The sequence below is a fragment of the Pseudomonas sp. Rh2 genome, assembly GCF_040762985.1.
Classification (GTDB): Bacteria; Pseudomonadota; Gammaproteobacteria; order Pseudomonadales; family Pseudomonadaceae; genus Aquipseudomonas; species Aquipseudomonas taiwanensis.
This window is the reverse complement of sequence record NZ_CP142890.1, coordinates 1753534-1778087: the sequence shown is the minus strand read 5'-3', so window position 1 is coordinate 1778087 and position 24554 is coordinate 1753534. Positions and strand designations below refer to the sequence as shown.

Sequence of the window (24554 nt, the reverse complement as noted above, 5' to 3'; positions counted from 1 at the left end):
GCGGCCCCGAAAGCCTCAATGATTCACGGTATGCGCCAGCATCACCGACAGCTGGCACAATGGCCGCCCGCTCTCTTCGTGCCACTGGTTGAACGCTTGCTGCACCAACGCCAGGTCTCGCTGACTGGTCGGCGCCTTGTCGATGATGCCCTGGGCAATCAATGCCGCTGACATATCCTCGGTGGGGATGAACGTATCCTTGCCCACCATCCGCAGAAAACGCGGCGCCGAAAGGCCGCCCAACTGATTGCCATGCTTGGCCAGGTACTTCCACAAACCAACGATGTCGGTTACCGGCCAGTCGGCGATGAACGCACCGAAGCTGCCCTTGTCCTTCTGCACGTCCAGGATCATCTGCGCATTGCGTGGCACGCTCTTGAGCTTGCCCAGGTGGCGGATGATGCGCTCGTCCTGCATCAACCGCTCCAAGTGCTCGGCCCCCATCAGCACGACCTTCTCTGGGTCGAAGCCAAAGAACACCTGCTCGAAAGCCGGCCACTTGGCATCCACCAGGCTGTGCTTCAGTCCAGCACGGAACACCCGCAGGGCCAGGGTCGACAGGTAGCGGTCATCGCTGATGTCACGCAACTGCTCCGGCGACTTGGGCTGTGGCAGGAACGTCTCCAGCGCCTGGGCCGAGCCGAAGCGGTTCAGGCAGTATGTGTGCAGCCACTGGTAGTCGCGCATGGGCTCAGATGTTCAGCACGTCGAGGAAGCGCGGGGTGGCGTTCTCGTCGATCTTCAGGCTGGTGAAGTCGAACAGGTTGCGGTCGGCCAGCTGCGAGGGCGCCACGTTCTGCAATGCACGGAAGATGCTCTCGGTACGACCAGGGTGCTTGCGCTCCCATTCCACCAGCATGTCCTTGACCACCTGGCGTTGCAGGTTTTCCTGCGAACCACACAGGTTGCACGGGATGATCGGGAACGCCTTCATGTCGGAGTAGGCCTGGATGTCCTTCTCGCTGCAATAGGCCAATGGGCGTATCACCACATTGCGGCCATCGTCGGCACGCAGCTTGGGCGGCATGCCCTTGAGGGCGCCGTTGAAGAACATGTTGAGGAAGAAGGTTTCGACGATATCGTCGCGATGATGGCCCAGGGCCATCTTGGTCGCGCCGATCTCGTCAGCGAAGGTGTACAGGGTGCCACGGCGCAGGCGCGAGCACAGGGAGCAGGTGGTCTTGCCCTCTGGCACCAACTCCTTGACCACCGAGTAGGTGTCCTTCTCGACGATGTGGTACTCGACGCCCAGCGCCTTCAGGTAGGCCGGCAACACGTGCTCCGGGAAGCCTGGCTGCTTCTGGTCCATGTTCACCGCGACGATCTCGAACTTGATCGGCGCCACCTTCTGCAGGTGCAACAGAACGTCGAGCATGGTGTAGCTGTCCTTGCCGCCGGACAGGCAGACCATGACCTTGTCGCCATCCTCGATCATGTTGTAGTCGGTGATGGCTTCGCCAGCGAGGCGACGCAGGCGTTTTTGCAGTTTGTTCTGGTTGACCGAGAGGGTGCCCATAGCGCTTGGATCCGCGAGGTGTGACAAAAGCCGGCTATTTTACGCACAAACCGAGCCTGGGCGTAGGGCTTAGCCAGTGAAAGACATGCAATTCCGATAAAGGCCCCAAGGTAATCAACACCCGTCTTGACAGCGCAATTTGCTCTAAAAAGTCGGTTTTGTGCGTGGAACGGCTTCCTATACTGCGACTTAAGGCCACATTACCGCTTGCATCGGTGTTCAGGCCTCAGGCCGCTTGCGCTCCATTTGGGGGGCGGTTGGCAACATTGAGAGGAGTGACCGGCATGATTCATCACGTTGTTGGGCTGTTTACTCATCCCGACCAGGAATGGCGGGAAATTCGTGGCGAGGAAGAAAGCATCAGCCACATGTACCTGACACACACTTTGATCCTGGCAGCGATCCCTGCCGTATCGGCATTCATCGGCACTACCCAGGTCGGTTGGGTCATCGGCGACAGGCCGGCGGTGATGCTGACCATGGAAAGCGCGCTGTGGATGAGCATCATGTCCTACCTGGCGATGCTCGCCGGGGTGGCGGTGATGGGCGCCTTCATTCACTGGATGGCCCGCACCTACGACGCCAACCCTTCCATGGCGCAATGCATCGCCTTTGCCACCTACACCGCGACCCCCCTGTTCCTCGGCGGCCTGGCGGCACTCTACCCGCACCTGTGGCTGGGCATGCTGATCGGCACCGCGGCCATCTGCTACACCGTCTACTTGTTGTATGTCGGCTTGCCGACCTTCATGAACATACCGCCCGACGAGGGCTTCCTGTTCTCGAGTTCGGTATTGGCAGTGGGGCTGGTGGTCCTGGTGGCTATCATGGCCGCCACGGTCATCATCTGGGGCTTGGGCGTGGGGCCCGTTTACACCAACTAGATCCAACCAACACTGGGGCATCAAACCAAGGGCCGCCGCAAGGCGGCCTTTGGCTGTCTGCTGACCGGCGGCTCGGCAAGCCGCTTTTGCTTGCGGCATAATGCCCGGTCAGGAGAACCACCCCGCCATGCCAGAGCTGCTCAAACAACGCGTCGAAACCTGTTACCAGCAAGCCGAAGCCTTCTTCAAACGCCCCTTTGCACGCCCCGAAGTCAGTTTCAAGCTGCGCGGGCAGAAAGCTGGCGTCGCCCACCTGCACGAGAACCTGCTGCGCTTCAACCTTCAACTGTACCGTGAGAACCAGGAAGACTTCCTGCGCCAGACCGTGGCGCACGAAGTGGCGCACCTGGTCGCTCATCAATTGTTCGGGGACCGGATCCAGGCCCATGGCGAGGAATGGCAGTTGATCATGCGCGGGGTGTATGAACTGCCCCCTCATCGGTGCCATAACTATGAAGTGCAGCGGCGGGTGGCGACACGGTACATCTATCGGTGCCCGTGCCCGGGGAGTGATTTCCCGTTCACCGCCCAGCGGCACAAGCTGGTGCGCCAGGGTCGGCGTTATCTGTGCCGGCGGTGCCGGGAAATCCTGGTCTACAGCGGGGAAACCCGCGTCGAGTGACCCCGGCGGCAGCGAAACGTCTCGTCCAGTTGCCGTGGGGCTTGCGATCAGAGCAGCAGATCGTCAGCGGTGAAGGTCTTCACACCGACCAATTGAATCTCGAAATCTACCTGGGGGCCATGGATGCTGCCCGACAGTATTTCGTTTTCGAAACGGATCTGACCTTTGTCGGTGAACGCTTCGCTGCCAATGTAGGTCAGGGACTCCAGCCCCGAGGATTGCGCCAAGCCTCGCAGATCGACGCGATCACCCTCGGCACCGTTGAAGTCGGTGATGATATCGCGCTTCTGGCCAACGCCCATGTCCACCAGCTTGGCGAACACGAACAGATCAGCCCCCCTGCCACCACTGAGAATATCGGTGCCAGGCCCACCTTCGATCGCATCATCGCCCTGGCCGCCGAAGATGACATCGTTGCCAGTGTCGCCGATCAGGACATCGTCATCCTTGCCGCCATGCAGGTAATCGTGGCCCTTGCCGCCGTCGATCACGTCGCTACCCTTGCCGCCACGCAGGACGTCAGGACCGTCGCCACCTTCCAGCTCATCGTCGCCACCTTTACCGAGGATGACGTCGGCGTCATCTCCGCCCACCAGACGGTCATTGCCCTTGCCACCGACAAGTACACTGTCGGTGTGGTTATTCAGATCATTGGATTGAGTCATTACCTTGAATTCCTGTAAAGCCGAAAATTTAACCTGCTGTAATGCGAAACAACGTTCGCGTTGCCATTGCAGTGAGGTCGAATCTAGCAACAACGGCTGACAGACATCAGGTAACCAATCGGACGTACAGGCGCGAAAAACACACTTCTCGGGTAGGACATTTCCCCCCTAAAAACAGAACAAAAAAAGCCCATCCGAAGATGGGCTTTTCAACACTACAAGCGCTCGATCAACGGGCCGGGCCTTCAGCCACACCCAAGTCGTCGGTCGGACGAGTGTCGATCAGCGGCGCACCGCCGGATGCCAGTTCGGCGGCCAGGGTGTCGTTGTCCATTTCCTTGACCCATTTTGCCACGACCACGGTGGCGACGGCGTTGCCGATCAGGTTGGTCAGGGCGCGGGCTTCGGACATGAAGCGGTCGATACCGAGGATCAGCGCCAGGCCGGCAACTGGCAGGTGGCCAACAGCCGACAGGGTGGCCGCCAGGACGATGAAGCCCGATCCGGTTACGCCCGCGGCACCTTTCGAAGCCACCAGCAGCACCAGCAGCAAGGTGATCTGATGGGTGATATCCATGGTGGTGTCAGTAGCCTGGGCGATGAACACCGCAGCCATGGTCAAGTAGATGGAGGTGCCATCGAGGTTGAACGAATAACCGGTCGGGATGACCAAGCCGACTACCGACTTCTTGGCGCCCAGACGCTCCATCTTGGCCAGCATGCGTGGCAGGGCCGACTCCGAAGAGGAAGTACCCAGTACGATCAGCAGCTCTTCACGGATGTAGCGAATCAGCTTGAGGATGCTGAAGCCGTGGGCACGGCAGATGCCGCCCAGCACGATGAGGATGAACAGCAGGCAGGTGATGTAGAAGCAGGCCATCAGGTAGCCCAGCTGTACCAGCGAACCCACACCGTATTGACCGATGGTGAAGGCCATGGCGCCGAATGCACCGACCGGCGCCAGCTTCATGATCATGTTGATGATGTTGAACATGACATGGGCGAAGCGGTCGATCAGGTCCAGCACCGGCTTGCCGTAGCTGCCCAGGCGGTGCAGGGCGAAGCCGAACAGCACCGAGAACATCAGCACTTGCAGAATATCGCCGTTGGCGAAGGCGCCGACGATGGTGTTCGGAATGATGTTCAGCAAGAAGCCGACCGTCGTCTGCTGCGCGCCGGCGGCGGCATAGGCGGCCACGCTGCTGGCATTCAAGGTGCTGACGTCGACGTGCATGCCTGCGCCCGGCTTGACTACGTTGACGACTACCAGGCCGATGATCAGGGCGATGGTGGAAACGATTTCAAAGTACAGCAGCGCGTAGCCGCCGGTCTTGCCGACCGACTTCATGCTCTGCATGCCGGCGATACCGCTGACCACGGTGCAGAAGATGATGGGCGCGATGACCATCTTGATCAGTTTGACGAAACCATCACCCAAAGGCTTAAGGGCGACGCCGGTTTCGGGGTAGAAATGGCCGAGCAGGATGCCGATGGTGATGGCAACGATCACCTGGACATACAGGGACTTGTACAGCGGCTGACGTGTCGTCATGGCTAATTTTCCTCAAGTGTGCCGGCTTCACCCTTCCCAGGGTGTCGGGGCACCTGAATCGCTAACCCTCCTGCACCCGGAGGGATTTGTCGTTGTGTTCGAGCTGCCTGGGCAGGCCTCTGACAAGTCCAATAGCAAGGGCGATGCCAAAATGCCCATGATGGGTGCAAACCCTGTATTCACGAGGTGAAAACGCCCAAGAGCAGGGCAGAAAAATCCGGAAGGCCTGGCGGATTTCCGCCCGATGGCGGAATTTGAACAGGGTGGTTGGCGGGAATCCGCCCGCACCGGCGATGGGGCCGGCACTGCCAGCGGCTCAATCAAGCCGGAAGATGATCAGGAACGCTGCGCCCCCCAGCGCCGACGCCTCCAGGCTCAGCTGCGCGTCATAGCTGTCGATGATGTCCTTGGCCACCGCCAACCCGATACCTTGCCCCGGATGCTGGCGGTCCAACCGCTCTCCGCGCTGCAGAATGCGCTGGTGCTGATCTGCCGGTACGCCGGGCCCATCGTCCTCGACGCACAGCACCAATTGCCCTGGGGCTTCCCGAAGGCTTACGCGGACGTTGCCCAGGCATAGCCGGTAGGCGTTCTCCAAGAGGTTACCGAGCAACTCCAGCAAGGCACCCTGTTCCATCGGCACGAACGCCTGCTCGGCAAGGTCCAGGTCAACGTGCACACGCTTGTCCCGATAGACCTTGTCCAACGTGCTGCACAGGCTGTCGAGCACCGGCCGCAGCAGGACCTTGTGGCGCACCAGGCCACTCTTGCGCAGGCTGGCGCGTTGCAGCTGGTAGTCGATCTGCTGGCTCATGCGCTCGATCTGGCTTTGCAAGACCCGCCCCTGCTCGCGCTCGCCACTGCCCTGCCCAAGGCTTTCGCCCACCCCTTGCAAGACTGCCAGCGGAGTCTTGAGGCTGTGCGCCAGGTCGCCCAGTGAGTCGCGGTAGCGCTGGCGCTGCTCACGCTCGCTGCGCAGCAAGCGGTTGAGCGACCCGGTCAGGCGCAACAGCTCGCGGGGATGCTCAGCGCTGAGCCCGTCACGCGTGCCCGCCTCCACCTCATCCAGCTCGTGACTGAGCCTGCGCAACGAGCGCAGGCCCCAGGTCAAACCCGCCCAGAGCAACCCGAGCAAGGCCAGCAAGGCCGCACCGAAGCCCAGGTAGAGCTTTTCGCGTAGGCCATCGAGGGTGTGCTGGTACTCGCGCACTGGCTGCAAGGCGACAATGCTGTAGGCCGCGCTCTGGCCGCCGAGCAACTTGATTTCCACGTCGTAGACGAAAAACTCCTCGCCATCGCGCTGGCGAATACGCGCGAATTCGTTGCCACGCCCGTCATAGCGCGGTTGGTAATTGATGTTCTGGTCGGCCGTGGCGCGCGAGCGCCAGACCAACTGGCCGCTCCGGTCGAAGATGTAGCCCAGCAATCCGGTGTACGGCAGGTTGTAGCGCTCGTCCGGCAACAGCGTCGGCATCTGCAATTGGCCGTGCTCGATGCGAGCCGCGGAAATCAGCGTGGTCACATCCGACGCCAGACGCTGCTCGATGGATTCCTGCAGCGCCAGGCTGAACGCCTTCTGCAGCGCCGGTAGCAACGCCAGCATGAACAGCAGTGCCAGCAATGCCGCTGCCAGCATCAGGCGCACCCGCAGTGAACGAATCATCGGCAGCGCTCGGTGAACAGGTAGCCCAGCCCGCGTACCGTATCGATCGGTTTGAACCCACGATCCCCCTCGAGCTTGCGACGCAGGCGACCGACCAGCACTTCTATAACGTTCGGGTCGCGCTCTTCGTCATCCGGGTAGAGCTGCTCCATCAGCCGATCCTTGGCCACCACCTGCTGATGATGGCGCATGAGGTACTCGAGAATACGGTACTCGTAGGCCGTCAGGCTCAAGGGGTTGTCGTCCAGGGTGGCCTGCTTGCGGTTGAGATCCAGCACCAGCGGCCCGGCGGCAATGGTGGATTGGGTGAAACCACTGGAGCGACGCAACAAGGCGTTCAGGCGTGCCTCCAGCTCTTCGAACTGAAACGGCTTGACCAGATAGTCGTCGGCACCGGCGGCCAGGCCTTCGACCTTGTCCTGCCAGTTGCCGCGCGCGGTGAGGATGAGAATGGGGAAGGTCTTGTCCTGGCCGCGCAACCGGCCGATCAACTCAAGCCCGCTCATGCCCGGCAAGCCCAGGTCGACGATGGCCAGGTCGAAGTGGTATTGCCCGGCTTGGTACAGCGCCTCTTCGGCATCGGCCACGGCCTGGACCACATGGCCGCTCTCGCCCAGGCGGGTGTGCAGGTGATGGCGCAGCAGCGCTTCGTCCTCGACCACCAGCAGTTTCATGGGGGTTCTCCTTGTCATTTGCTGCTTGTAGCGCCCCTATCGCCGGCAAGCCGGCTCCTACCAGGGCGGTGCTGTCCCTGCAGGAGCCGGCTTGCCGGCGATCAGGCTGCTACAGATTACCAGTGATGCGACATGCAACGGTCTTCAGAACTTGTAGTTGGCCGACAGGTACGTCTGGGCGCTACTGGTCAGGCGCAGGGTGCCATCCTTAGGCCCACCATGGTCGCCGACTTCGGTGCTGGCATTGCTGCGCAGATAACGGTAGCCCAGTTCAACCGAAGCCCTATCGGTCAGCTCCTGGATCACACCGGCCTGCAAGCCGACCGCGTAGCCGTAGTCCGTGTCACGACGGGCACCCGGGGAGTCCTGCGTGAGCTTGGTCATGCCCGCGCTGGCGCCACCGAACAACTTGGTGGTATCTCCCACCGGGAGGAACAGGTCGTAGCTGCCGAGCAGGTTTTCCTGGCGAAGCTTGTAACCGCTGTGGTCACCCGAGACGTTGTCGTAGGTCATGTAGTAGCGGCCCTGGTCGTTGATCCGCCCCAGGCGCACGCCCCAGGTGTCGTCCTTGCCGATGATGCCGTCGGCATTGAGGTGGTCGGTGTTGCTTTGCAGCAGGCCGGACTTGCGGACCTTGTCGCTGGTCTGGCCATAGGTCAGGCTGGCGAAGTTGTCGTCGGCCTGGGCGGTCACGGTGAAACCTGCGGCGCAAACGGCCATGGCGGCAATCAGGGAATTGAGCGTTTTCATGGATTCGTACTCCAGTTGGGTGCGCTGTTTCTGTCTGGAAGCTAGAGTAAGCAGAGCGCCCTGAACCGCGGCTGAACCCTGGCTGAACCAGGGCTGAACGAACCGTTTGCTGAACAAGGAGTACTGAGCATGCGTGCCCTGCTGGCTTTGACCCTGTTGTGCAGCGCCGCCGTGGCCCAGGCGGCGGTACAGACCCGTGAGATCCCCTACCAGGATACCGACGGCAATCGCCTGATTGGCTACTACGCCTATGACGATGCCGTCGAAGGCAAGCGCCCGGGTATTCTGGTGGTGCACGAGTGGTGGGGGCTGAACGATTACGCCAAGCGCCGGGCTCGTGACCTGGCTGCCTTGGGCTACAACGCGCTGGCCATCGACATGTATGGCGATGGCAAGCACACCGAGCATCCGGATGAGGCCAAGGCCTTCCTCGAGGCCGCGATGAAGGACCCCGAGGGTGCCATCAAGCGCTTCGACGCGGGTCTGGAACTGCTGAAGATTCAGCCGAACACCAACAAGCACCAATTGGCCGCCATCGGCTACTGCTTCGGCGGCAAGGTGGTGCTCGACGCCGCACGGCGTGGGGAGAAACTCGATGGGGTGGTGAGTTTCCATGGTCCGCTGGCCACCCAGACACCAGCCAAGCCCGGCGTGGTCAGGGCCAAGATCCTGGTCGAGCACGGCGCGGCCGACAGCATCGTCACCGAGCAACAGGTCACGGCGTTCAAGGAGGAAATGGACAGGGCCGGGGTCAGTTACGAATTCGTCACCATCCAAGGCGCCAAGCACGGCTTCACCAACCCCGACGCAGACCGCATGAGCCATGGTGAGCATGGCGGGCCGGACATCGGCTACAACAAGGCGGCGGACGAAAGCTCGTGGGCGGACATGCAGGCGTTTTTCAAGAAGGCGTTTGATTGAGGATTGTTGGGGCCGAACCAGCGCATCAGGGGGCGGCCCCTAATCGTCCAATTTCGAAGTGAACGCCCATATATGGAAAAATACCATGACACCGCAGAGGATAATGACAGTCCAAGCTTCGACGGGGTGAGGGGATTCTTGGGAAAACCCAAACACCCCTTCCCCCCCATCACTTCCCTATAAACACACCCCATGATTGAGCAATAAGCAAGTGCAAAAAACACCTTCCATCCACTGACCAGCTCTCTGAAAAATGACCTATTCAGTATCAACCTCAGAATCACATCGCATACGACAAAGACCAGAAAACCAACCAACTTCATTTACTGTACTCCTCCATGAGTTGCTTAAACGTCAATACAGACGCGCCAATTTCAAGTGAAAGCCCCTTGATTCCTAGCTGCCTGTACTTTCGCTCCTTGTCGGTATCCAAATATTTATAAAGACGCCAAGCGCCTTTCCTAGGAACCTTGTGCCACAAAGCCCGCCCAGAAAAAATGAGATCAGCACTGTAATAAGCAATGTTCCCCTCGCGCTCGCCATACCCCATTGACTTGGCGGCATCCTGATATATTTCTCGGACAGGCCCCACTACATCAGTGCGCCCTTCATACAACCCCAAGGCATTCTCATAGACATTGTTTCCGCCATGTGCGATCAAGGGCCCTCCATGGAACACGCACGCTGCACCGAGGCTGCCTATACAACTCGTCAGACCTGTGGCTACCTGCGAAACACCACCGGCTATGCCACCAACCTGCGTGAAAACACGATGGGCCTCCGAGAACAAACTCTTTTGTTCCGCCTGAATGCGCTCAAGCCCCTCCTCCGGGCTGATGCGCCGCTGGATGACATCGTCCAGGACCCGCCGCGCGTAATACGCCAACTCCCGATTGAATTGCATACGCAATCCGCGATCTTGCAGGTAACGCGCACTGACGCTGCAGCCGTAGCCAACCAGCCCGGAGGCAGCTGTGTTGAGCTCCCAAAACGCTTGATCCAGACGCTCGCCAAAATCGTCCTGGCGACTCATGGCGTTTCTTCCCAGGCAGCATGCCCCGTCGTCCCAGCCGTATGATGAATCCAACTGATCGAGCGATAACTGATGAGCAGCCGCTCTTCGGCCTCCTGATCGGACATCAATATCGCGTGTGGGACATCAAAACTCTGGGCGACGATCACGGCGCCCTCCAGCTTTACCGAAAAGTACCTTTCCTGATGACCCGCTGGATGAAAGCGATAAAGGTGTATGTCACAGCGGACCACTTCGCGGCTGTCCACGGCTTGGGCCAACAAGGGACTGGCCTTGTCAACCAGCTTGGTGATCATCACTGGACGATGGATGGCACGTTGTGTACTGCCTGGATTGGCAAGCTCGTGACTGTAAGCCAGCACCAAGATTTCATCCTGATGCAAAGACTGGCATTTGTTACCAATGGACGGCTGCGAATTGCAACCTGCCGAAATCAGGCCTTGTCGTTCACCGACGATGCTCATGTATCCGTTGACAGCCATGGACGAATCTCCCGGCAGGTGAATGACCAAAGCCTACGTAACCGAGAGCCGACCGTATGTCGGCTGCGTCTGAATTTCGTTCCAGTTGTTTTAAACGCAAAGTTCACCCGTGCATTCGAGCGCACAGTCTCTACTTCCCTACGGCAGGTTCGCCGGCGTCTCAGAGGTTATGGCCAGCCACAGGGCGATTGGGCGACTCCCGAAGAGCCTTCGGCACTGGCACAATACCGCCATGAACACACTTCCAAACTGCTGCGCCCCGCTCCAGTACCACTGGCCCCTCCCCAGCCCGCTCCCCGGCGCGGTGCTGGTCAGTTGCGCCTTCGACCCCGCGCGCCTGGCCGCCGACGACTTCCAGCGTGCCGGCATCGCGCAAAGCGCCAGCCTTCAGCGCTCGGTCGCCAAGCGCCAGGCCGAATACCTGGCGGGACGCGTATGCGCCCGGGCCGCGCTGCAACGCCTGGATGGTCGTGACTATGTGCCCGGCACCCACGAGGATCGCTCGCCGATCTGGCCCCCGGGTATCCACGGCTCGATCACCCACGGCAAGGGCTGGGCTGCCGCCGTGGTCGCTGCCGATGGCAGTTGCCAGGGACTGGGGCTGGATCAGGAGAGCCTGCTCGACGACGAGCGCGCCGAACGCCTGATGGGCGAAATCCTGACCCCAGCAGAGCTCGAGCGCCTGGACCGGCGCCAGCTAAGCCTGACCGTCACCCTGACGTTCTCGCTCAAGGAAAGTCTGTTCAAGGCCCTGTACCCCCTGACCGGACAGCGCTTCTACTTCGAACACGCCGAACTGCTGGAGTGGTCCTCGGAGGGCTCGGCCCGCCTGCGCCTGCTCACCGACCTCTCCGCCCAGTGGCGCCACGGTATCGAGCTGGAGGGCCAGTTCTGCCAGCACGAAGGCCACTTGCTCAGCCTGATCAGCGTCTGAGGCCTACAGCGGCGCTTGCTCGCGGGGCCAGTTCAAGCTGAAGCATGCGCCGCCCAGTGCTTCACTGCGCCCTACCGTTGCTCGTCCGCCATGCCAGTAGATGATCCGCCGCACGATCGACAGCCCCAGGCCATGCCCGCCCGAGGCACGGGTGCGGCTGTCGTCCAGGCGGGTGAACGGGGTGAAGATGCGGTCCCAGTAACCTTCGGGAATGCCAGGCCCATCGTCTTCCACATCGATACGGCAGCGCTGCTGACCCAGTTGGTAGCTCACGTGCACCTGCGAGCCGGCATGACGCAGGGCATTGCCCACCAGGTTCTGCAAGGCACGGTGCAGGTAGCGGGGCTCGGCCTCGACCCACGCCTGTTGCTCGGCATCGCACTGGCACTCCCCGCGCACTACGCTCACGTCCGCGCGCAACGGCGCCAACTCTTCGATGACCCGATCGAGCAAGGCATCCAGGTCGACCCGCTGGAACTTCAGCGCTGGCGCGCCCTGCTCCAGTCGGGCGTAGGTCAGCATCTCATCGACCAGTTTATCCAGGTCCTGGATATCACTGTCCATGCCAGCCAGGTGCTTGGCGCGGGCCTGTTCGGTGCTGGCGCTTTCGATCATCTCAAGGCCGAAACGCAAGCGCGCCACCGGGGTGCGAAGCTCATGGGAGACTGCCCGCACCAGCTCTCGCTGCATGCTCAACGAGCGTTGCAGGTGCTCGGCCATGCCGTTGAACGCAGCGGCCAGACGCCCCACCGAGTCGGCGTCACCTGCCGGCACGCGGGTATCCAGGCTGCCTTGGGCGATGCGCGTGGCGGCGATCTCCAGCCCTGAAACGCGCCGCTCCAGCTGTCGTACCAGCAGATAAACCACCAGGCCAATCAGGCACAAGCCCAGGAAAGTGATCAGGATCAGCAGCTGTGGCGGGTAGGGGTTGAGCTGGTACAGCGGGCCAATCTCCAGTACCCAGGGCGAACCCGCCAAGCCGGCGAACACCCGGATCGAGTCGCCGTCCTTGCCCAGCGCCATGACCGTATCGCCCTCCTCCACCCGCCGCCGCTGGTCGTCGTCCAGTCCGACCCGCTCCAGGCGCTGCAGGGCGATGTCGAAGCCGAACCCCTTGCTCTGTTTGATTTCGGCCAGGCGCCGTTGCTGCTCGGTCACCGGGTAACGCACCAGCTCGTCGGCCAGCAGGTACAGGGTGGCCCGCGCCAATTGCTCGCTGACCTGGCTGACCTGCGCCACCAGCAGCAGCTCTTCGCCACCCACCTTGCGCAACACCTGGGCGGCATGCGGCCCTGTCTTCTCCACCACCACCAGACCACGGTACAGGCGCGCCCGCTGGCCGCCATCCAAGGTGCGCGCCGACATCGGTTGCAGCGACAATGGCACCCCCAGCAAACGCTCCCACATCACTATCGAACGCTTGCGCTCGACCTCGGACTGCTGGGCCAGGTTATCGGCCATCAGGCTGAAGGTACCTTGGGCAAGGTTCTCACGGTGCTGACTGGCGCGCACCTGGTTGACCAGGTGCAGGCTAAGCACACCAAGCACCGCCACCAGCACGAGCACGGCAAGCATGCCGCCATAGATACGCAGGAAGATCGAGTTGTTCATGGGCCCTCGCCGACGAACAGATAGCCCTTGCTGCGAAGGGTCTTGATCAATCGCGGGTGGATGGGGTCGTCACCGATCTTGGGGCGTATCTTGGAAATGCGCACATCGATGGAGCGGTCCTGACCGTCATAGCCGACACCACGCAAGGACGTGGAGATCTGTTCGCGGGACAGTACCCGGCCGGCATTGCTGGCGAGCAACCAGAGCAAATCGAATTCAGCGCCGGTCAGGTCGATCAGTTGATCGTTGAGCCAGGCTTCGCGCAGTCGGTTGTCGATTCGTAACCCGCCGAAGGCCAGGTCCGGACGCTTGCTGTCTGGCGCTTCGCTGCGCCGCAACAGGGCCTGGATCCGCGCCAGCAACAGGCGTGGGCGTACCGGCTTGCACACATAATCGTCAGCGCCCAGGTCCAGGCCCTGGACCTGGTCGAGCTCGTCGCTGCGGGCGGTGAGCATGAGGATCGGACCGGCATACTGACCGCGCACCCGGCGGCAGATGCTCAGGCCATCCTCACCTGGCAGCATCAGGTCAAGAATCACCAGGTCTGGCTGGCTGTCGACGATACGCCGCACGGCGCGCCCGCCGTCGCCCTCCACCGCCACCTCGAAGCCGTTGGCCTGCAGGTATTCGGCGGTAAGCTCGGCAAGACGCTGGTCATCCTCGACGATGAGGATGCGGTTCGGTGGCTGGTCCATGGCCGGGTCTCTTGGTTGTTGTTCTTTATTGACTGCCTGCGCTTGACCTGTGGGTGCGGGTTGACCCGCGAAAAGGCCTGCACAACTGACACATTTGCTGCGGATACTACGGCCCGCTCCACGACACTGCCAGCCTCACCCGAAATGGCCCTCGACTGAACCGATTTTTGTGATAGGGTTCGCGCCCGCAAAATTCTGCCCGGGGGCAGCGAGACGCAGAAAAATAGTGCAAACCTCTTGGTACAAGGCCTACAGCGCATACCCACTATTCACTCACAAAGTACGCACAAGTTATCCACAGTCGCCATCCTTGCAAAGGCCCCGATACCGCATTATCTTGTATCCCCATCGCAGCGAACCACTAGATATTGGGGTTCGCGCAAAATCACAAACACAAGTCGGCGCAGGATTTCAAGCGAAATTTCTGGCTGAACTTCAGGTGATTTCAGCAGCCAAACCGCTCCTGCGGAGGCGTCCGAGGCAAGCCCATGCAGGGCATTGTTCGGGCATGGGTGTTGCAGGCCAAGCCTGACATCCATCAGCAACAGATTTTGGGCAACGCCCAGAACCTTTGACTTCGGCCAGGGAGCGGCAGGTTATTGCCCCTTATTCCTGAGTCTGTCCCGAAGTCGGTACGCCCGAGCGGGCGGATGCGCGTGCACGTCGCATCCCCCTGGGCCATCGAGCAAGCGGACGGAACGGTGGGCGCCCAAAAGGCGCCTGAACAATATAGAAACTGTGGAGACACCCACCCATGCAAACCGAGACAACTCGCGAGAACCCGCAGGCCCAGGCGCCGCAGGCCGCCGATTCCAACCAGGATCTGGCTGCCACCGCCCCTGGCCAACTGCGCGTGATCAAGCGCAACGGCACTGTCGTCCCCTACACCGACGACAAGATCACCGTGGCCATCACCAAGGCGTTCCTCGCAGTTGAAGGCGGCACCGCCGCTGCCTCGTCGCGCATCCACGACACCGTCGCGCGCCTGACCGAGCAGGTCACCGCCACGTTCAAGCGTCGCATGCCATCGGGTGGCACCATCCACATCGAAGAAATCCAGGACCAGGTCGAACTGGCCCTGATGCGTGCTGGCGAGCAGAAAGTTGCCCGTGACTACGTGATCTATCGCGAGCAACGCGCCAAGGAGCGTGCCACCCGCGCCCACACCGACGCCGTGGTCGAGCCGCACCCGTCCATCCGCATCACCCTGGCCGATGGCAGCCTGGCACCGCTGGACATGGCCCGTCTGAACACCATCATCAGCGAAGCCTGCGAAGGCCTGGCCGAAGTCGATGGTGAGCTGATCCAGCGCGACACCCTGAAGAACCTGTACGACGGCGTGGCCATCAAGGACGTCAACACCGCCCTGGTGATGACCGCCCGTACCCTGGTCGAGCGCGAGCCGAACTACTCGTTCGTCACCGCCCGCCTGTTGATGGACACCCTGCGTGCCGAAGGCCTGGGCTTCCTGGGCGTGGCCGACAGCGCCACCCACCACGAAATGGCCGAGCTGTATGCCAAAGCCCTGCCGGCCTATGTCGAGAAAGGCGTCGAGTTCGAGCTGCTGGACCCGGCCCTGAAAGGCTATGACCTGGAGCGTCTGGGCAAGGCCATCGACCACGAGCGTGACCAGCAATTCACCTACCTGGGCCTGCAGACCCTGTACGACCGCTACTTCATCCACAAGGATGGCGTGCGCTTCGAGCTGCCGCAGGTGTTCTTCATGCGTGTGGCCATGGGCCTGGCGCTGGAAGAGAAAGACAAGGAAGCCCGTGCGATCGAGTTCTACAACCTGCTCTCGTCGTTCGACTACATGGCTTCGACCCCGACCCTGTTCAACGCCGGCACCCTGCGTCCGCAGCTGTCCAGCTGCTACCTGACCACCGTCCCGGACGACCTGTCGGGCATCTACCACGCGATCCACGACAACGCCATGCTGTCGAAATTCGCCGGTGGCCTGGGCAACGACTGGACTCCGGTACGGGCACTGGGCTCCTACATTAAAGGCACCAACGGCAAATCCCAGGGCGTCGTGCCGTTCCTGAAAGTGGTCAACGACACCGCCGTTGCCGTCAACCAGGGCGGCAAGCGCAAGGGTGCCGTGTGTGCCTACCTGGAAACCTGGCACCTGGACATCGAGGAATTCCTCGAACTGCGCAAGAACACCGGTGACGATCGTCGTCGTACCCACGACATGAACACCGCGAACTGGATCCCCGACCTGTTCATGAAGCGCGTCTTCGACGACGGCAAGTGGACCCTGTTCTCGCCATCGGAAGTGCCTGATCTGCACGACCTGACCGGCAAGGCCTTCGAAGAGCGTTACGAGTACTACGAAGCCCTGACCGAGTACAACAAGATCAAGGTATTCAAGACCATCCAGGCCAAAGACCTGTGGCGCAAGATGCTGTCGATGCTGTTCGAGACCGGCCATCCGTGGCTGACCTTCAAAGACCCGTGCAACCTGCGTTCGCCGCAGCAGCACGTGGGCGTGGTCCACAGCTCGAACCTGTGCACCGAGATCACCCTGAACACCAACGCCGATGAAATCGCCGTGTGCAACCTGGGTTCGATCAACCTGCCGAACCACATCGTCGATGGCAAGCTGGACACCGCGAAACTGGCGCGTACCGTCAAGACCGCCGTGCGCATGCTCGACAACGTGATCGACATCAACTACTACTCGGTGCCGCAAGCGCGCAATTCGAACTTCAAGCACCGTCCGGTCGGCCTGGGCATCATGGGCTTCCAGGATGCGCTGTACCTGCAGCACATTCCTTACGGCTCGGACGCTGCCGTCGAGTTCGCCGACAAGTCGATGGAAGCGGTCAGCTACTACGCCATCCAAGCATCCTGCGACCTGGCCGACGAGCGCGGTGCCTACGAGACCTTCCAGGGCTCGCTGTGGTCCAAAGGCATCCTGCCACTGGACTCGCAACAGATCCTGATCGAGGCCCGTGGTGCCAAGTACATCGACGTCAACCTGGAAGAGTCGCTGGATTGGGCGCCGGTGCGTGAGCGCGTCAAGAAAGGTATTCGCAACTCGAACATCATGGCCATCGCGCCGACCGCGACCATCGCCAACATCACCGGCGTTTCGCAGTCGATCGAGCCGACTTACCAGAACCTGTACGTGAAATCGAACCTGTCGGGCGAATTCACCGTGATCAACCCGTACCTGGTGCGCGACCTGAAGGCCCGCGGCCTGTGGGACTCGGTCATGATCAACGACCTGAAGTACTACGACGGTTCGGTGCAGCAGATCGAGCGTATCCCGCAGGAGCTCAAGGACCTCTATGCCACCGCGTTCGAAGTCGAGACCAAGTGGATCGTCGACGCCGCCTCGCGTCGCCAGAAGTGGATCGACCAGGCTCAGTCGCTGAACCTGTACATCGCCGGCGCCTCGGGCAAGAAGCTGGACGTGACCTACCGCATGGCCTGGTACCGTGGTCTGAAAACCACCTACTACCTCCGTGCCCTGGCCGCGACCAGCACCGAGAAGTCGACCATCAACACCGGCAAACTCAACGCCGTTTCCAGCGGTGGCGACAGCACCCCGGTCCAGGCTGCCGGCCCTGCGCCAGTGCCGAAGGCCTGCGCGATCGACGAGCCTGACTGCGAAGCCTGCCAGTAAGGCTCAGTGCCGCAGGGGTGCCTTTGGGTGCCCCTTGCGGCATTTTTGTATCCGCGTCACGGAGAAACCTCACCCTTTGCCCTGCGCTCTGGCGCTTCGGTAAAAGGGACAGACCCCTCTCCAAGAAGGACATCCTCATGGCGCGGAAACAAGTGGCAATACGCAAGATCGGTCGCAACGCTGAAACCGGCCGCTTCACGTCGGTCGAAGAAGCACGCAGGCATCCCAAGACGCATATCGTCGAAACGCTGCATAAGCAGCGCAGTTGACTCGGTGTTCTTGGTAGCGGCCTTGTATCGCGAAAGGGTCGCGAGGCGCGCCCCTGATCTCGGCGTCATCAATGCGATTGGGGGCCCGCTTAGCAAGCCCTTCCGCGACATGAAGCCGCTTCTACAAGCGGTGGCGCCAACCCAATATCCTGTGCAGAAAAAAATAATAAGGCACAATATGTAGTGCTTGTTTGTTTTTGCCGCTACACTCTTTCACCGTAGAAAACGACACGAGCTTCGTGAACGGATGCGCGTAAAACCGGTCGAAAAAGTTACCCTCGCCCGCGCGACACGCACCCCGATCGAAGGCGAAATCCGGTATACTGCGCCCCCTCTGAAAAGGGCCCATTCTATTGTCCTGGCCCCTCTGCGAGGACTGGCCAGGTACAAGCCAGAACACACTCAGATGTAACGAGAGTCAGCCTCTCGAGCTGTCCATTCGCCGTAACGGCCTTGCGTCAGGCATCACATTCTTACTATCCAACCGGTTGCCCGAGGGCGACCCTCAAGCAGGAGCCAAACCATGCTGAGCTGGGACGAATTCGACAAGGAAGACGGCGAAGTCGCCGCAAAAGGCAACACCCCTGCGCAGGCCGCTGCCGCCACCCTGGACAAGCTCGACAGCGCCGGCGATGCCGCCGCCCAGGAAGCCCGAGTAGCCACCGCCGACGACTCCGACGCAGTCAAGCGCGCCAAGGCCGCCCTGAACGACCTCGACATCGCCGAAGGCCTGGCCGAGCTGGAAGGCTCCAGCGCCCGCGTTCGCGTTGACGAAAAGCGCATGATCAACTGCCGCGCCGACCTCAACCAGCTGGTTCCGTTCAAGTACGACTGGGCCTGGCAGAAGTACCTCGATGGCTGCGCCAACCACTGGATGCCGCAAGAGGTCAACATGACCGCCGACATCGCCCTGTGGAAGAGCATGGACGGCCTGACTGAAGACGAGCGCCGCATCGTGATGCGCAACCTCGGCTTCTTCTCCACCGCTGACTCGCTGGTGGCCAACAACCTGGCCCTGGCCGTGTACCGCCTGATCACCAACCCCGAGTGCCGCCAGTACATCCTGCGCCAGGCGTTCGAAGAGGCGATCCACACCCACGCCTACCAGTACTGCATCGAGTCACTGGGCATGGATGAAGGCGAGATCTTCAACATGTACCACGAGATCCCGTCGGTCGCTAAAAAAGCCGCCTGGGGCCTGAAGTACACCCGCGCCATCTCCGATCCGGAATTCAACACCGGTACCGTCGAAACCGACAAAGAGCTGCTGCGCAACCTGATCGCCTACTACTGCGTGCTGGAAGGCATCTTCTTCTACTGCGGCTTCACCCAGATCCTGTCGATGGGCCGCCGCAACAAGATGACCGGCGTTGCCGAGCAGTTCCAGTACATCCTGCGTGACGAGTCGATGCACCTGAACTTCGGTATCGACGTGATCAACCAGATCAAGATCGAGAACCCGCACCTGTGGGATGCGGCGATGAAGGAAGAAGCCACCCAGATGATCCTGCAAGGGACCCAGCTGGAGATCGAATACGCCCGTGACACCATGCCACGCGGCGTACTGGGCATGAACGCCGCGATGATGGAGGACTACCTCAAGTTCATCGCAAACCGTCGCCTGACCCAGATTGGCCTGAAGGAAGAGTATCCTGGGACTACCAACCCGTTCCCTTGGATGAGCGAGATCATGGACTTGAAGAAAGAGAAGAACTTCTTCGAAACCCGTGTGATCGAGTACCAGACGGGTGGTGCGTTGAGCTGGGATTGATGCCCCCAAAGGCTGCCTTCGGGCAGCCTTTTTATCGAATTGGAGAAACGCTCTTCCGCACTTGTTTTCTGGCGAGCTTCTGATTGTTTAAACCCAACTCCCCATAGCTCCCGACACCCAGCCCTAACGAAACCAGCGTTCGCAGGCCTTTGGCACATGCGCCCCGTCTGCTCCAAACCATGGAGAGCCCGGAGGCCAGCCAAGACTGATCTCCACCAGCCCTCCTCTTCACCCGTCACAACCGTCCCCTCCAGGCACTCGGGTTCGAATCCTAAGTGTGCTTTTGCGCCCACGAACTCGGTCGGATGACCGGGCGCTTCTTCGACGGGCATTACACCCGCTAGCTCGACCCGGACCCGAAAGTGGGTGGGTGATGGATAAACCACACTTTAGTCGTAGGATGTCATCGGATTAGCGTGCTAGAGCCATTGCTCGCACAGGCACTCGAAATCAGAGCGAAATCCCCAGCAATACGGCCATCGCGAAGCGTTGACACACCCGTCCGTGCTTGCTAATAATCGCCATAGTTGTACGACAACACATAACAAAAACAACAATCTGTGGACGATCCCATGTCGACACCCATTGCACCCCACCCTCGCATTTCATACCTCCCCTGTACTCAGGCCACGGGCACCTAGCGCCCCGGCATCGTCGCACCTGCATATCTTCCCCCCCGTAGGCCGCTCGCGCGCGTGCGGTGGACGGGCTGCCGCACCCTTTTGTGGAGCACAACAACAATGAAAATCTGCCAAAGAACCCTCCCCTTCGCCCTGTTTGGCGCCGGCCTGCTGGCCAGCCTGCCCGGTATCAGCCTGGCCGAAGGCTTCGTTGAGGACGCCAAGGCCACCCTGGGCCTGCGCAACTTCTACATCAATCGCAACTTCACCAACCCCAGCAACCCGCAAAGCAAGGCCGAGGAATGGACCCAGAGCTTCATCCTCGACGCACGCTCCGGGTTCACCGAAGGGCCAATAGGGTTCGGTGTGGATGTGCTGGGGCTGTGGTCGGTGAAGCTCGATGGCGGTGGCGGCACCTACGGCACCGCACTGCTGCCGCGCCATGACGACGGACGGCCGGCAGATGATTTCGGGCGTCTGGCAGTGGCGGGCAAGGCGCGTATCTCGAAGACCGAACTGAAGATCGGTGAATGGATGCCAGTACTGCCTATTCTGCGTTCGGACGATGGCCGCTCGCTGCCGCAAACCTTCCGTGGTGGCCAGGTAACCTCCAATGAAATCGCCGGGCTGACACTCTATGGTGGCCAGTTCCGCGGCAACAGCCCGCGCAACGATGCGAGCATGGAGGACATGAGCTACGGCGGCGGGGTGTCGGACCGCTTCAACTTCGTCGGTGGCGAATACAAGTTCAACCAAGACCGTACGCTGGTAGGACTGTGGAACGCGGTGCTGAAGGACGTTTACGAGCAGCAGTACCTGCAGCTGAGCCACAGCCAGCCGGTGGGCAACTGGACCCTAGGTGCCAACCTGGGTTACTTCCACGGCGGCGAGGACGGCTCAGAACGCGCCGGGAAACTGGACAACGATACCTACTCGGCGATGCTGTCGGCCAAATATGGCGGCAACACCTTCTGGGTCGGTCTGCAGAAGGTCGATGGCGACACCTGGATGCGGGTCAATGGCACCAGCGGCGGAACCTTGGCCAACGACAGCTACAACTCCAGCTTCGATAACGCCAACGAGCGGTCGTGGCAGCTGCGTCATGACTTCAACTTCGTCACCGTCGGGGTGCCTGGCTTGACCCTGATGAACCGGTACATCAGCGGGCGCGACGTGCACAGCGGGGCCGTGACCGATGGCAAGGAATGGGTACGGGAGACGGAACTGGCGTATGTGATTCAGAGCGGGGTTCTGAAGGACTTGAGCGTGAAATGGCGTAACTCAAGCATTCGTCGTGACTACAGCAACAACGAGTTCGATGAGAACCGGTTGATCTTCAACTACCCATTGTCGCTCCTTTGACGCAATTGCAGTGGGAGCCGCACAGCAGCATTGACAACCGCGGAAACCACTACCGATAATCAACAAAGTCATACGACAACTTACAACAACTAACAACAAGAGCCGGCCATGACCCCTACTCCCCTCAATCGCCTGCTGCTCACCGGAGCGGCAGGCGGCCTGGGCAAGGTCCTTCGCGAACGCCTGCAAGGCTACGCCGAGGTCCTGCGCCTTTCCGACATCGAGCCAATGGCTCCCCCCGCGGGCCCCCATGAAGAAGTGGTGACCTGCGATCTGGCCGACAAGGCCGCCGTTCATGCGCTGGTCGAAGGCGTGGATGCGATCATCCACTTCGGCGGCGTGTCCACCGAACATTCTTTCGAGGACATCCTCGGCCCCAACATCTGCGGGGTATTCCATATCTACGAAGCGGCGCGCAAGCACGGGGTCAAGCGCATCGTCTTCGCCAGCTCAAACCACACCATAGGGTTCTACCGTCAGGACGAGCGCATCGACGCTCTCTCCCCGCGCCGCCCCGACAGCTACTATGGGCTATCCAAATGCTATGGCGAGGACGTCGCCAGCTTCTACTTCGACCGTTATGGCATCGAAACGGTGAGCATTCGTATCGGCTCGTCCTTCCCGCAGCCGCAGAACCGCCGGATGCTCTGCACCTGGCTCAGTTACGACGATCTGGTCCAGTTGATAGCGCGCGGCCTGTCCACTCCCGACGTCGGCCATACCGTCGTCTATGGCGCTTCGAACAACCGCACGGTGTGGTGGGACAACCGTCATGCCGCGCATCTGGGCTATGCGCCCAAGGATACCTCCGAGGTCTTTCGCGAAGCCGTTGAAGCCGAGCCGGCGCCCGCCGCCGATGATCCAAGCATGGTCTACCAGGGCGGTGCGTTCACCGTGGCCGGACCGTTCAACTGATCCACGGCGCGCCAGGAGGTACGGCCATGAACTGCGAACTGATCGTCGACGCCCGCAACGGCACCGGCGAAAGCCCCGTGTGGCACCCCCTCGAACAAGCCCTGTACTGGGTCGACATTCCCGCCCGCCAGCTGCATCGCTGGCAGGGAGACGGCAGCCACGACGTCTGGCAAGGCGAGGAAATGCTCGCCTGCATCGCCCGTGGCGAGCAGGGTTGGATCGCTGGCATGCAGACCGGCATCTTCCAGCTTCGAAGCAGGTCGGACGGTACCCTCGACAGCCGCCTGCTGAGCGCCGTCGAACATGCCCAGGCAGGCATGCGCTTCAACGATGGCCGTTGCGACCGCCAAGGCCGCTTCTGGGCCGGCACCATGCTCATGGACATGCAGCAAGGCGCCCATGTCGGCGCCCTGTACCGCCATGATGGCGAAGGCCAGATGCACGTGCATCTCAAGGACATGATCGTGCCCAACGGCCTGGCATTCAGCCCCGATGGCACACGCATGTACTTATCCGACTCGCACCCCAACGTGCAGAAGATCTGGGCCTTCGACTACGACATCGACAGCGGCACCCCACACAACCAGCGTCTGTTCGTCGACATGCGCGCCTACCCCGGTCGGCCCGACGGCGCCGCTGTCGACGCAGACGGCTGCTATTGGATCTGCGGTAACGACGCCGGCCAGATCCACCGTTTCAGCCCTGACGGCCGTCTCGACCGCTCATTGAGCGTGCCGGTGAAAAAACCGGCGATGTGCGCCTTCGGGGGGGCCTACCTCGACACCCTGTTCGTCACGTCGATTCGCCCCCCGGGCATCGACCTCTCCGACCAGCCATTGGCTGGGGGAGTGTTTGCCTTGAACCCTGGCGTCCAAGGCCTGGAGGAACCTGCCTACCGGGGCTGAACCGCCACCTGCCGCACCTACACCGACACGTACGAAACCAGATAATAAAAAACACGGAGTTTCATCATGACGTTCAAACGCAAGCTGCTTCTTGCCGTACTCCCGTTCACTTTCACCCTGTCCTCCACCGCTTCGGCGCTGGACATCAAGTTCGCCGAGATTCACCCCGCCGGCTACCCGACCGTGGTCGCCGAACAGAACATGGGCAAGAAACTCGAGGCGGCCAGCAATGGCGATATCACCTTCAAGATGTTCGCCGGCGGCGTGCTGGGCTCCGAGAAGGAAGTCATCGAGCAAGCACAGATTGGTGCCGTGCAAATGACCCGCGTGAGCTTGGGGATCGTCGGCCCGGTAGTGCCTGACGTGAACGTGTTCAACATGCCATTCGTATTCCGCGACCACGACCACATGCGCAAAGTCATCGACGGCGAAATCGGCCAGGAGATTCTCGACAAGATCACCAACTCCGAATTCAACCTGGTGGCCCTGGCCTGGATGGACGGCGGGACCCGTAACCTCTACACCAAGCACCCGGTGCGCAGCATCGACGATCTCAAGGGCATGAAGATTCGCGTGCAAGGCAACCCGGTGTTCATCGATATGATGAACGCCATGGGCGGCAATGGCATCGCGATGGACACCGGCGAAATCTTCAGCGCCTTGCAGACGGGCGTCATCGACGGGGCCGAGAACAACCCGCCGACCCTGCTTGAGCACAACCATTTCCAGAACGCCAAGTACTACACCCTGACCGGGCATCTGATCCTTCCGGAACCGGTGGTGATGTCCAAGACCACCTGGAACAAGCTGACCCCCGAGCAGCAGGCGCTGGTCAAGAAGGTCGCCCGTGAAGCGCAAATGGAAGAGCGTGCGCTATGGGACGCCAAGTCCATTGCCAGCGAAGAGAAGCTCAAGGCCGCCGGTGTCGAGTTCATCGCCGTCGACAAGAAGCCGTTCTACGATGCCACCGCTGCGGTGCGCGAGAAGTACGGCGCGCAATACGCCGACCTGATGAAGCGTATCGCCGACGTCCAGTGACGCCGGCTCCGTTCCCAGATGACCCCTGCAGTGCGGTT

At 61.1% G+C, this 24554-nt stretch carries 22 protein-coding genes; 11 read left to right on the top strand and 11 right to left on the bottom strand.

From position 1 onward, the window contains the following. Positions 1-15: 15 nt before the first annotated feature. Positions 16-687, bottom strand: coding sequence for a DNA-3-methyladenine glycosylase I (locus VXM67_RS08030; RefSeq protein ID WP_023379136.1), 672 nt, complete (start codon positions 685-687; stop codon positions 16-18). A 4-nt stretch (positions 688-691) separates the two neighbouring features. Then, positions 692-1516: a tRNA 2-thiocytidine(32) synthetase TtcA gene (gene ttcA, locus VXM67_RS08025; RefSeq protein WP_023379134.1), complete on the bottom strand. Its 825-nt coding sequence runs from the start codon at positions 1514-1516 to the stop codon at positions 692-694. A 284-nt stretch (positions 1517-1800) separates the two neighbouring features. On the opposite strand from ttcA, the gene VXM67_RS08020 reads away from it, so the two are divergent. Together VXM67_RS08020 and VXM67_RS08015 are read left to right on the top strand one after the other, a co-directional pair. Beyond that, entirely contained in the window at positions 1801-2400 is a 600-nt protein-coding gene (locus tag VXM67_RS08020; protein WP_023379133.1) for a Yip1 family protein, read from the top strand. A gap of 127 nt (positions 2401-2527) precedes the next feature. Continuing rightward, complete coding sequence (locus VXM67_RS08015) at positions 2528-3022, top strand: SprT family zinc-dependent metalloprotease (RefSeq protein WP_023379132.1); 495 nt, start codon at positions 2528-2530, stop codon at positions 3020-3022. A 47-nt stretch (positions 3023-3069) separates the two neighbouring features. On the opposite strand, the gene VXM67_RS08010 is transcribed toward VXM67_RS08015, so the two are convergent. From VXM67_RS08010 to VXM67_RS07990, 5 genes are all read right to left on the bottom strand, one after another. After that, the gene (locus VXM67_RS08010; RefSeq protein WP_023379131.1) at positions 3070-3687 is read right to left on the bottom strand and encodes a calcium-binding protein; all 618 of its coding nucleotides are present in this window, start codon (positions 3685-3687) and stop codon (positions 3070-3072) included. Between the two features lie 229 nt (positions 3688-3916). Further along, the gene (locus tag VXM67_RS08005; RefSeq protein ID WP_023379130.1) at positions 3917-5239 is read right to left on the bottom strand and encodes a dicarboxylate/amino acid:cation symporter; all 1323 of its coding nucleotides are present in this window, start codon (positions 5237-5239) and stop codon (positions 3917-3919) included. A gap of 316 nt (positions 5240-5555) precedes the next feature. Continuing rightward, the gene (locus tag VXM67_RS08000) at positions 5556-6902 is read right to left on the bottom strand and encodes an ATP-binding protein (protein WP_023379129.1); all 1347 of its coding nucleotides are present in this window, start codon (positions 6900-6902) and stop codon (positions 5556-5558) included. Continuing rightward, positions 6899-7576 carry a response regulator gene (locus tag VXM67_RS07995; protein ID WP_023379127.1) on the bottom strand — a complete coding sequence of 226 codons (678 nt, stop codon included), beginning with the start codon at positions 7574-7576 and terminating at the stop codon, positions 6899-6901. The genes VXM67_RS08000 and VXM67_RS07995 overlap by 4 nt, the downstream gene beginning before the upstream one ends. A gap of 144 nt (positions 7577-7720) precedes the next feature. Next, complete coding sequence (locus VXM67_RS07990) at positions 7721-8326, bottom strand: outer membrane beta-barrel protein (protein WP_023379125.1); 606 nt, start codon at positions 8324-8326, stop codon at positions 7721-7723. Positions 8327-8455: 129 nt separating this feature from the next. Between VXM67_RS07990 and VXM67_RS07985 the strand changes: the two genes are divergently transcribed. Next, positions 8456-9247 carry a dienelactone hydrolase family protein gene (locus tag VXM67_RS07985; RefSeq protein ID WP_023379123.1) on the top strand — a complete coding sequence of 264 codons (792 nt, stop codon included), beginning with the start codon at positions 8456-8458 and terminating at the stop codon, positions 9245-9247. A 319-nt stretch (positions 9248-9566) separates the two neighbouring features. On the opposite strand, the gene VXM67_RS07980 is transcribed toward VXM67_RS07985, so the two are convergent. Together VXM67_RS07980 and VXM67_RS07975 are read right to left on the bottom strand one after the other, a co-directional pair. Further along, a complete protein-coding gene (locus VXM67_RS07980; protein WP_023379121.1) occupies positions 9567-10280 on the bottom strand; it encodes a DUF4225 domain-containing protein in 714 nt (237 codons plus the stop codon). After that, positions 10277-10762: an Hcp family type VI secretion system effector gene (locus VXM67_RS07975; protein WP_104882091.1), complete on the bottom strand. Its 486-nt coding sequence runs from the start codon at positions 10760-10762 to the stop codon at positions 10277-10279. The genes VXM67_RS07980 and VXM67_RS07975 overlap by 4 nt, the downstream gene beginning before the upstream one ends. A gap of 232 nt (positions 10763-10994) precedes the next feature. Here VXM67_RS07975 and VXM67_RS07970 point away from each other — a divergent pair, with 232 nt between their 5' ends. Beyond that, positions 10995-11696 (top strand): 4'-phosphopantetheinyl transferase, encoded by a 702-nt coding sequence (locus VXM67_RS07970; protein ID WP_023379119.1) that lies wholly within the window; start codon positions 10995-10997, stop codon positions 11694-11696. A gap of 3 nt (positions 11697-11699) precedes the next feature. Here VXM67_RS07970 and VXM67_RS07965 read toward each other — a convergent pair whose 3' ends face one another. Continuing rightward, on the bottom strand, positions 11700-13307 hold the full coding sequence (locus VXM67_RS07965) for an ATP-binding protein (protein WP_027906909.1): 1608 nt from the start codon (positions 13305-13307) through the stop codon (positions 11700-11702). Next, positions 13304-14002 (bottom strand): response regulator transcription factor, encoded by a 699-nt coding sequence (locus tag VXM67_RS07960; protein ID WP_023379117.1) that lies wholly within the window; start codon positions 14000-14002, stop codon positions 13304-13306. The genes VXM67_RS07965 and VXM67_RS07960 overlap by 4 nt, the downstream gene beginning before the upstream one ends. A 754-nt stretch (positions 14003-14756) precedes the next feature. On the opposite strand from VXM67_RS07960, the gene VXM67_RS07955 reads away from it, so the two are divergent. The 7 genes from VXM67_RS07955 (at position 14757) to VXM67_RS07925 (ending at position 24516) form a co-directional block, all read left to right on the top strand. Continuing rightward, positions 14757-17636, top strand: a complete 2880-nt coding sequence (locus tag VXM67_RS07955; RefSeq protein ID WP_023379116.1) for a ribonucleoside-diphosphate reductase subunit alpha — start codon at positions 14757-14759, stop codon at positions 17634-17636. A 137-nt stretch (positions 17637-17773) separates the two neighbouring features. Then, positions 17774-17905, top strand: coding sequence for a hypothetical protein (locus VXM67_RS07950; RefSeq protein WP_256583383.1), 132 nt, complete (start codon positions 17774-17776; stop codon positions 17903-17905). A gap of 523 nt (positions 17906-18428) precedes the next feature. Further along, positions 18429-19676, top strand: a complete 1248-nt coding sequence (locus VXM67_RS07945) for a ribonucleotide-diphosphate reductase subunit beta (RefSeq protein ID WP_023379115.1) — start codon at positions 18429-18431, stop codon at positions 19674-19676. A 740-nt stretch (positions 19677-20416) separates the two neighbouring features. Next, positions 20417-21658, top strand: coding sequence for an OprD family porin (locus VXM67_RS07940; protein WP_023379114.1), 1242 nt, complete (start codon positions 20417-20419; stop codon positions 21656-21658). Positions 21659-21766: 108 nt separating this feature from the next. Then, the gene (locus VXM67_RS07935) at positions 21767-22573 is read left to right on the top strand and encodes an NAD(P)-dependent oxidoreductase (protein ID WP_023379113.1); all 807 of its coding nucleotides are present in this window, start codon (positions 21767-21769) and stop codon (positions 22571-22573) included. A 26-nt stretch (positions 22574-22599) separates the two neighbouring features. After that, positions 22600-23478: an SMP-30/gluconolactonase/LRE family protein gene (locus VXM67_RS07930; RefSeq protein ID WP_367237584.1), complete on the top strand. Its 879-nt coding sequence runs from the start codon at positions 22600-22602 to the stop codon at positions 23476-23478. 66 nt (positions 23479-23544) lie between these two features. Then, positions 23545-24516 (top strand): TRAP transporter substrate-binding protein, encoded by a 972-nt coding sequence (locus VXM67_RS07925; RefSeq protein WP_023379111.1) that lies wholly within the window; start codon positions 23545-23547, stop codon positions 24514-24516. Positions 24517-24554 lie beyond the last annotated feature (38 nt).

Coding starts and splice junctions, on each gene's coding strand:
- VXM67_RS08030 (WP_023379136.1), bottom strand. CDS start 687: ATGCGCGACTACCAGTGGCTGCACACATACTGCCTGAACCGCTTCGGC.
- ttcA (WP_023379134.1), bottom strand. CDS start 1,516: ATGGGCACCCTCTCGGTCAACCAGAACAAACTGCAAAAACGCCTGCGT.
- VXM67_RS08020 (WP_023379133.1), top strand. CDS start 1,801: ATGATTCATCACGTTGTTGGGCTGTTTACTCATCCCGACCAGGAATGG.
- VXM67_RS08015 (WP_023379132.1), top strand. CDS start 2,528: ATGCCAGAGCTGCTCAAACAACGCGTCGAAACCTGTTACCAGCAAGCC.
- VXM67_RS08010 (WP_023379131.1), bottom strand. CDS start 3,687: ATGACTCAATCCAATGATCTGAATAACCACACCGACAGTGTACTTGTC.
- VXM67_RS08005 (WP_023379130.1), bottom strand. CDS start 5,239: ATGACGACACGTCAGCCGCTGTACAAGTCCCTGTATGTCCAGGTGATC.
- VXM67_RS08000 (WP_023379129.1), bottom strand. CDS start 6,902: ATGATTCGTTCACTGCGGGTGCGCCTGATGCTGGCAGCGGCATTGCTG.
- VXM67_RS07995 (WP_023379127.1), bottom strand. CDS start 7,576: ATGAAACTGCTGGTGGTCGAGGACGAAGCGCTGCTGCGCCATCACCTG.
- VXM67_RS07990 (WP_023379125.1), bottom strand. CDS start 8,326: ATGAAAACGCTCAATTCCCTGATTGCCGCCATGGCCGTTTGCGCCGCA.
- VXM67_RS07985 (WP_023379123.1), top strand. CDS start 8,456: ATGCGTGCCCTGCTGGCTTTGACCCTGTTGTGCAGCGCCGCCGTGGCC.
- VXM67_RS07980 (WP_023379121.1), bottom strand. CDS start 10,280: ATGAGTCGCCAGGACGATTTTGGCGAGCGTCTGGATCAAGCGTTTTGG.
- VXM67_RS07975 (WP_104882091.1), bottom strand. CDS start 10,762: ATGGCTGTCAACGGATACATGAGCATCGTCGGTGAACGACAAGGCCTG.
- VXM67_RS07970 (WP_023379119.1), top strand. CDS start 10,995: ATGAACACACTTCCAAACTGCTGCGCCCCGCTCCAGTACCACTGGCCC.
- VXM67_RS07965 (WP_027906909.1), bottom strand. CDS start 13,307: ATGAACAACTCGATCTTCCTGCGTATCTATGGCGGCATGCTTGCCGTG.
- VXM67_RS07960 (WP_023379117.1), bottom strand. CDS start 14,002: ATGGACCAGCCACCGAACCGCATCCTCATCGTCGAGGATGACCAGCGT.
- VXM67_RS07955 (WP_023379116.1), top strand. CDS start 14,757: ATGCAAACCGAGACAACTCGCGAGAACCCGCAGGCCCAGGCGCCGCAG.
- VXM67_RS07950 (WP_256583383.1), top strand. CDS start 17,774: ATGGCGCGGAAACAAGTGGCAATACGCAAGATCGGTCGCAACGCTGAA.
- VXM67_RS07945 (WP_023379115.1), top strand. CDS start 18,429: ATGCTGAGCTGGGACGAATTCGACAAGGAAGACGGCGAAGTCGCCGCA.
- VXM67_RS07940 (WP_023379114.1), top strand. CDS start 20,417: ATGAAAATCTGCCAAAGAACCCTCCCCTTCGCCCTGTTTGGCGCCGGC.
- VXM67_RS07935 (WP_023379113.1), top strand. CDS start 21,767: ATGACCCCTACTCCCCTCAATCGCCTGCTGCTCACCGGAGCGGCAGGC.
- VXM67_RS07930 (WP_367237584.1), top strand. CDS start 22,600: ATGAACTGCGAACTGATCGTCGACGCCCGCAACGGCACCGGCGAAAGC.
- VXM67_RS07925 (WP_023379111.1), top strand. CDS start 23,545: ATGACGTTCAAACGCAAGCTGCTTCTTGCCGTACTCCCGTTCACTTTC.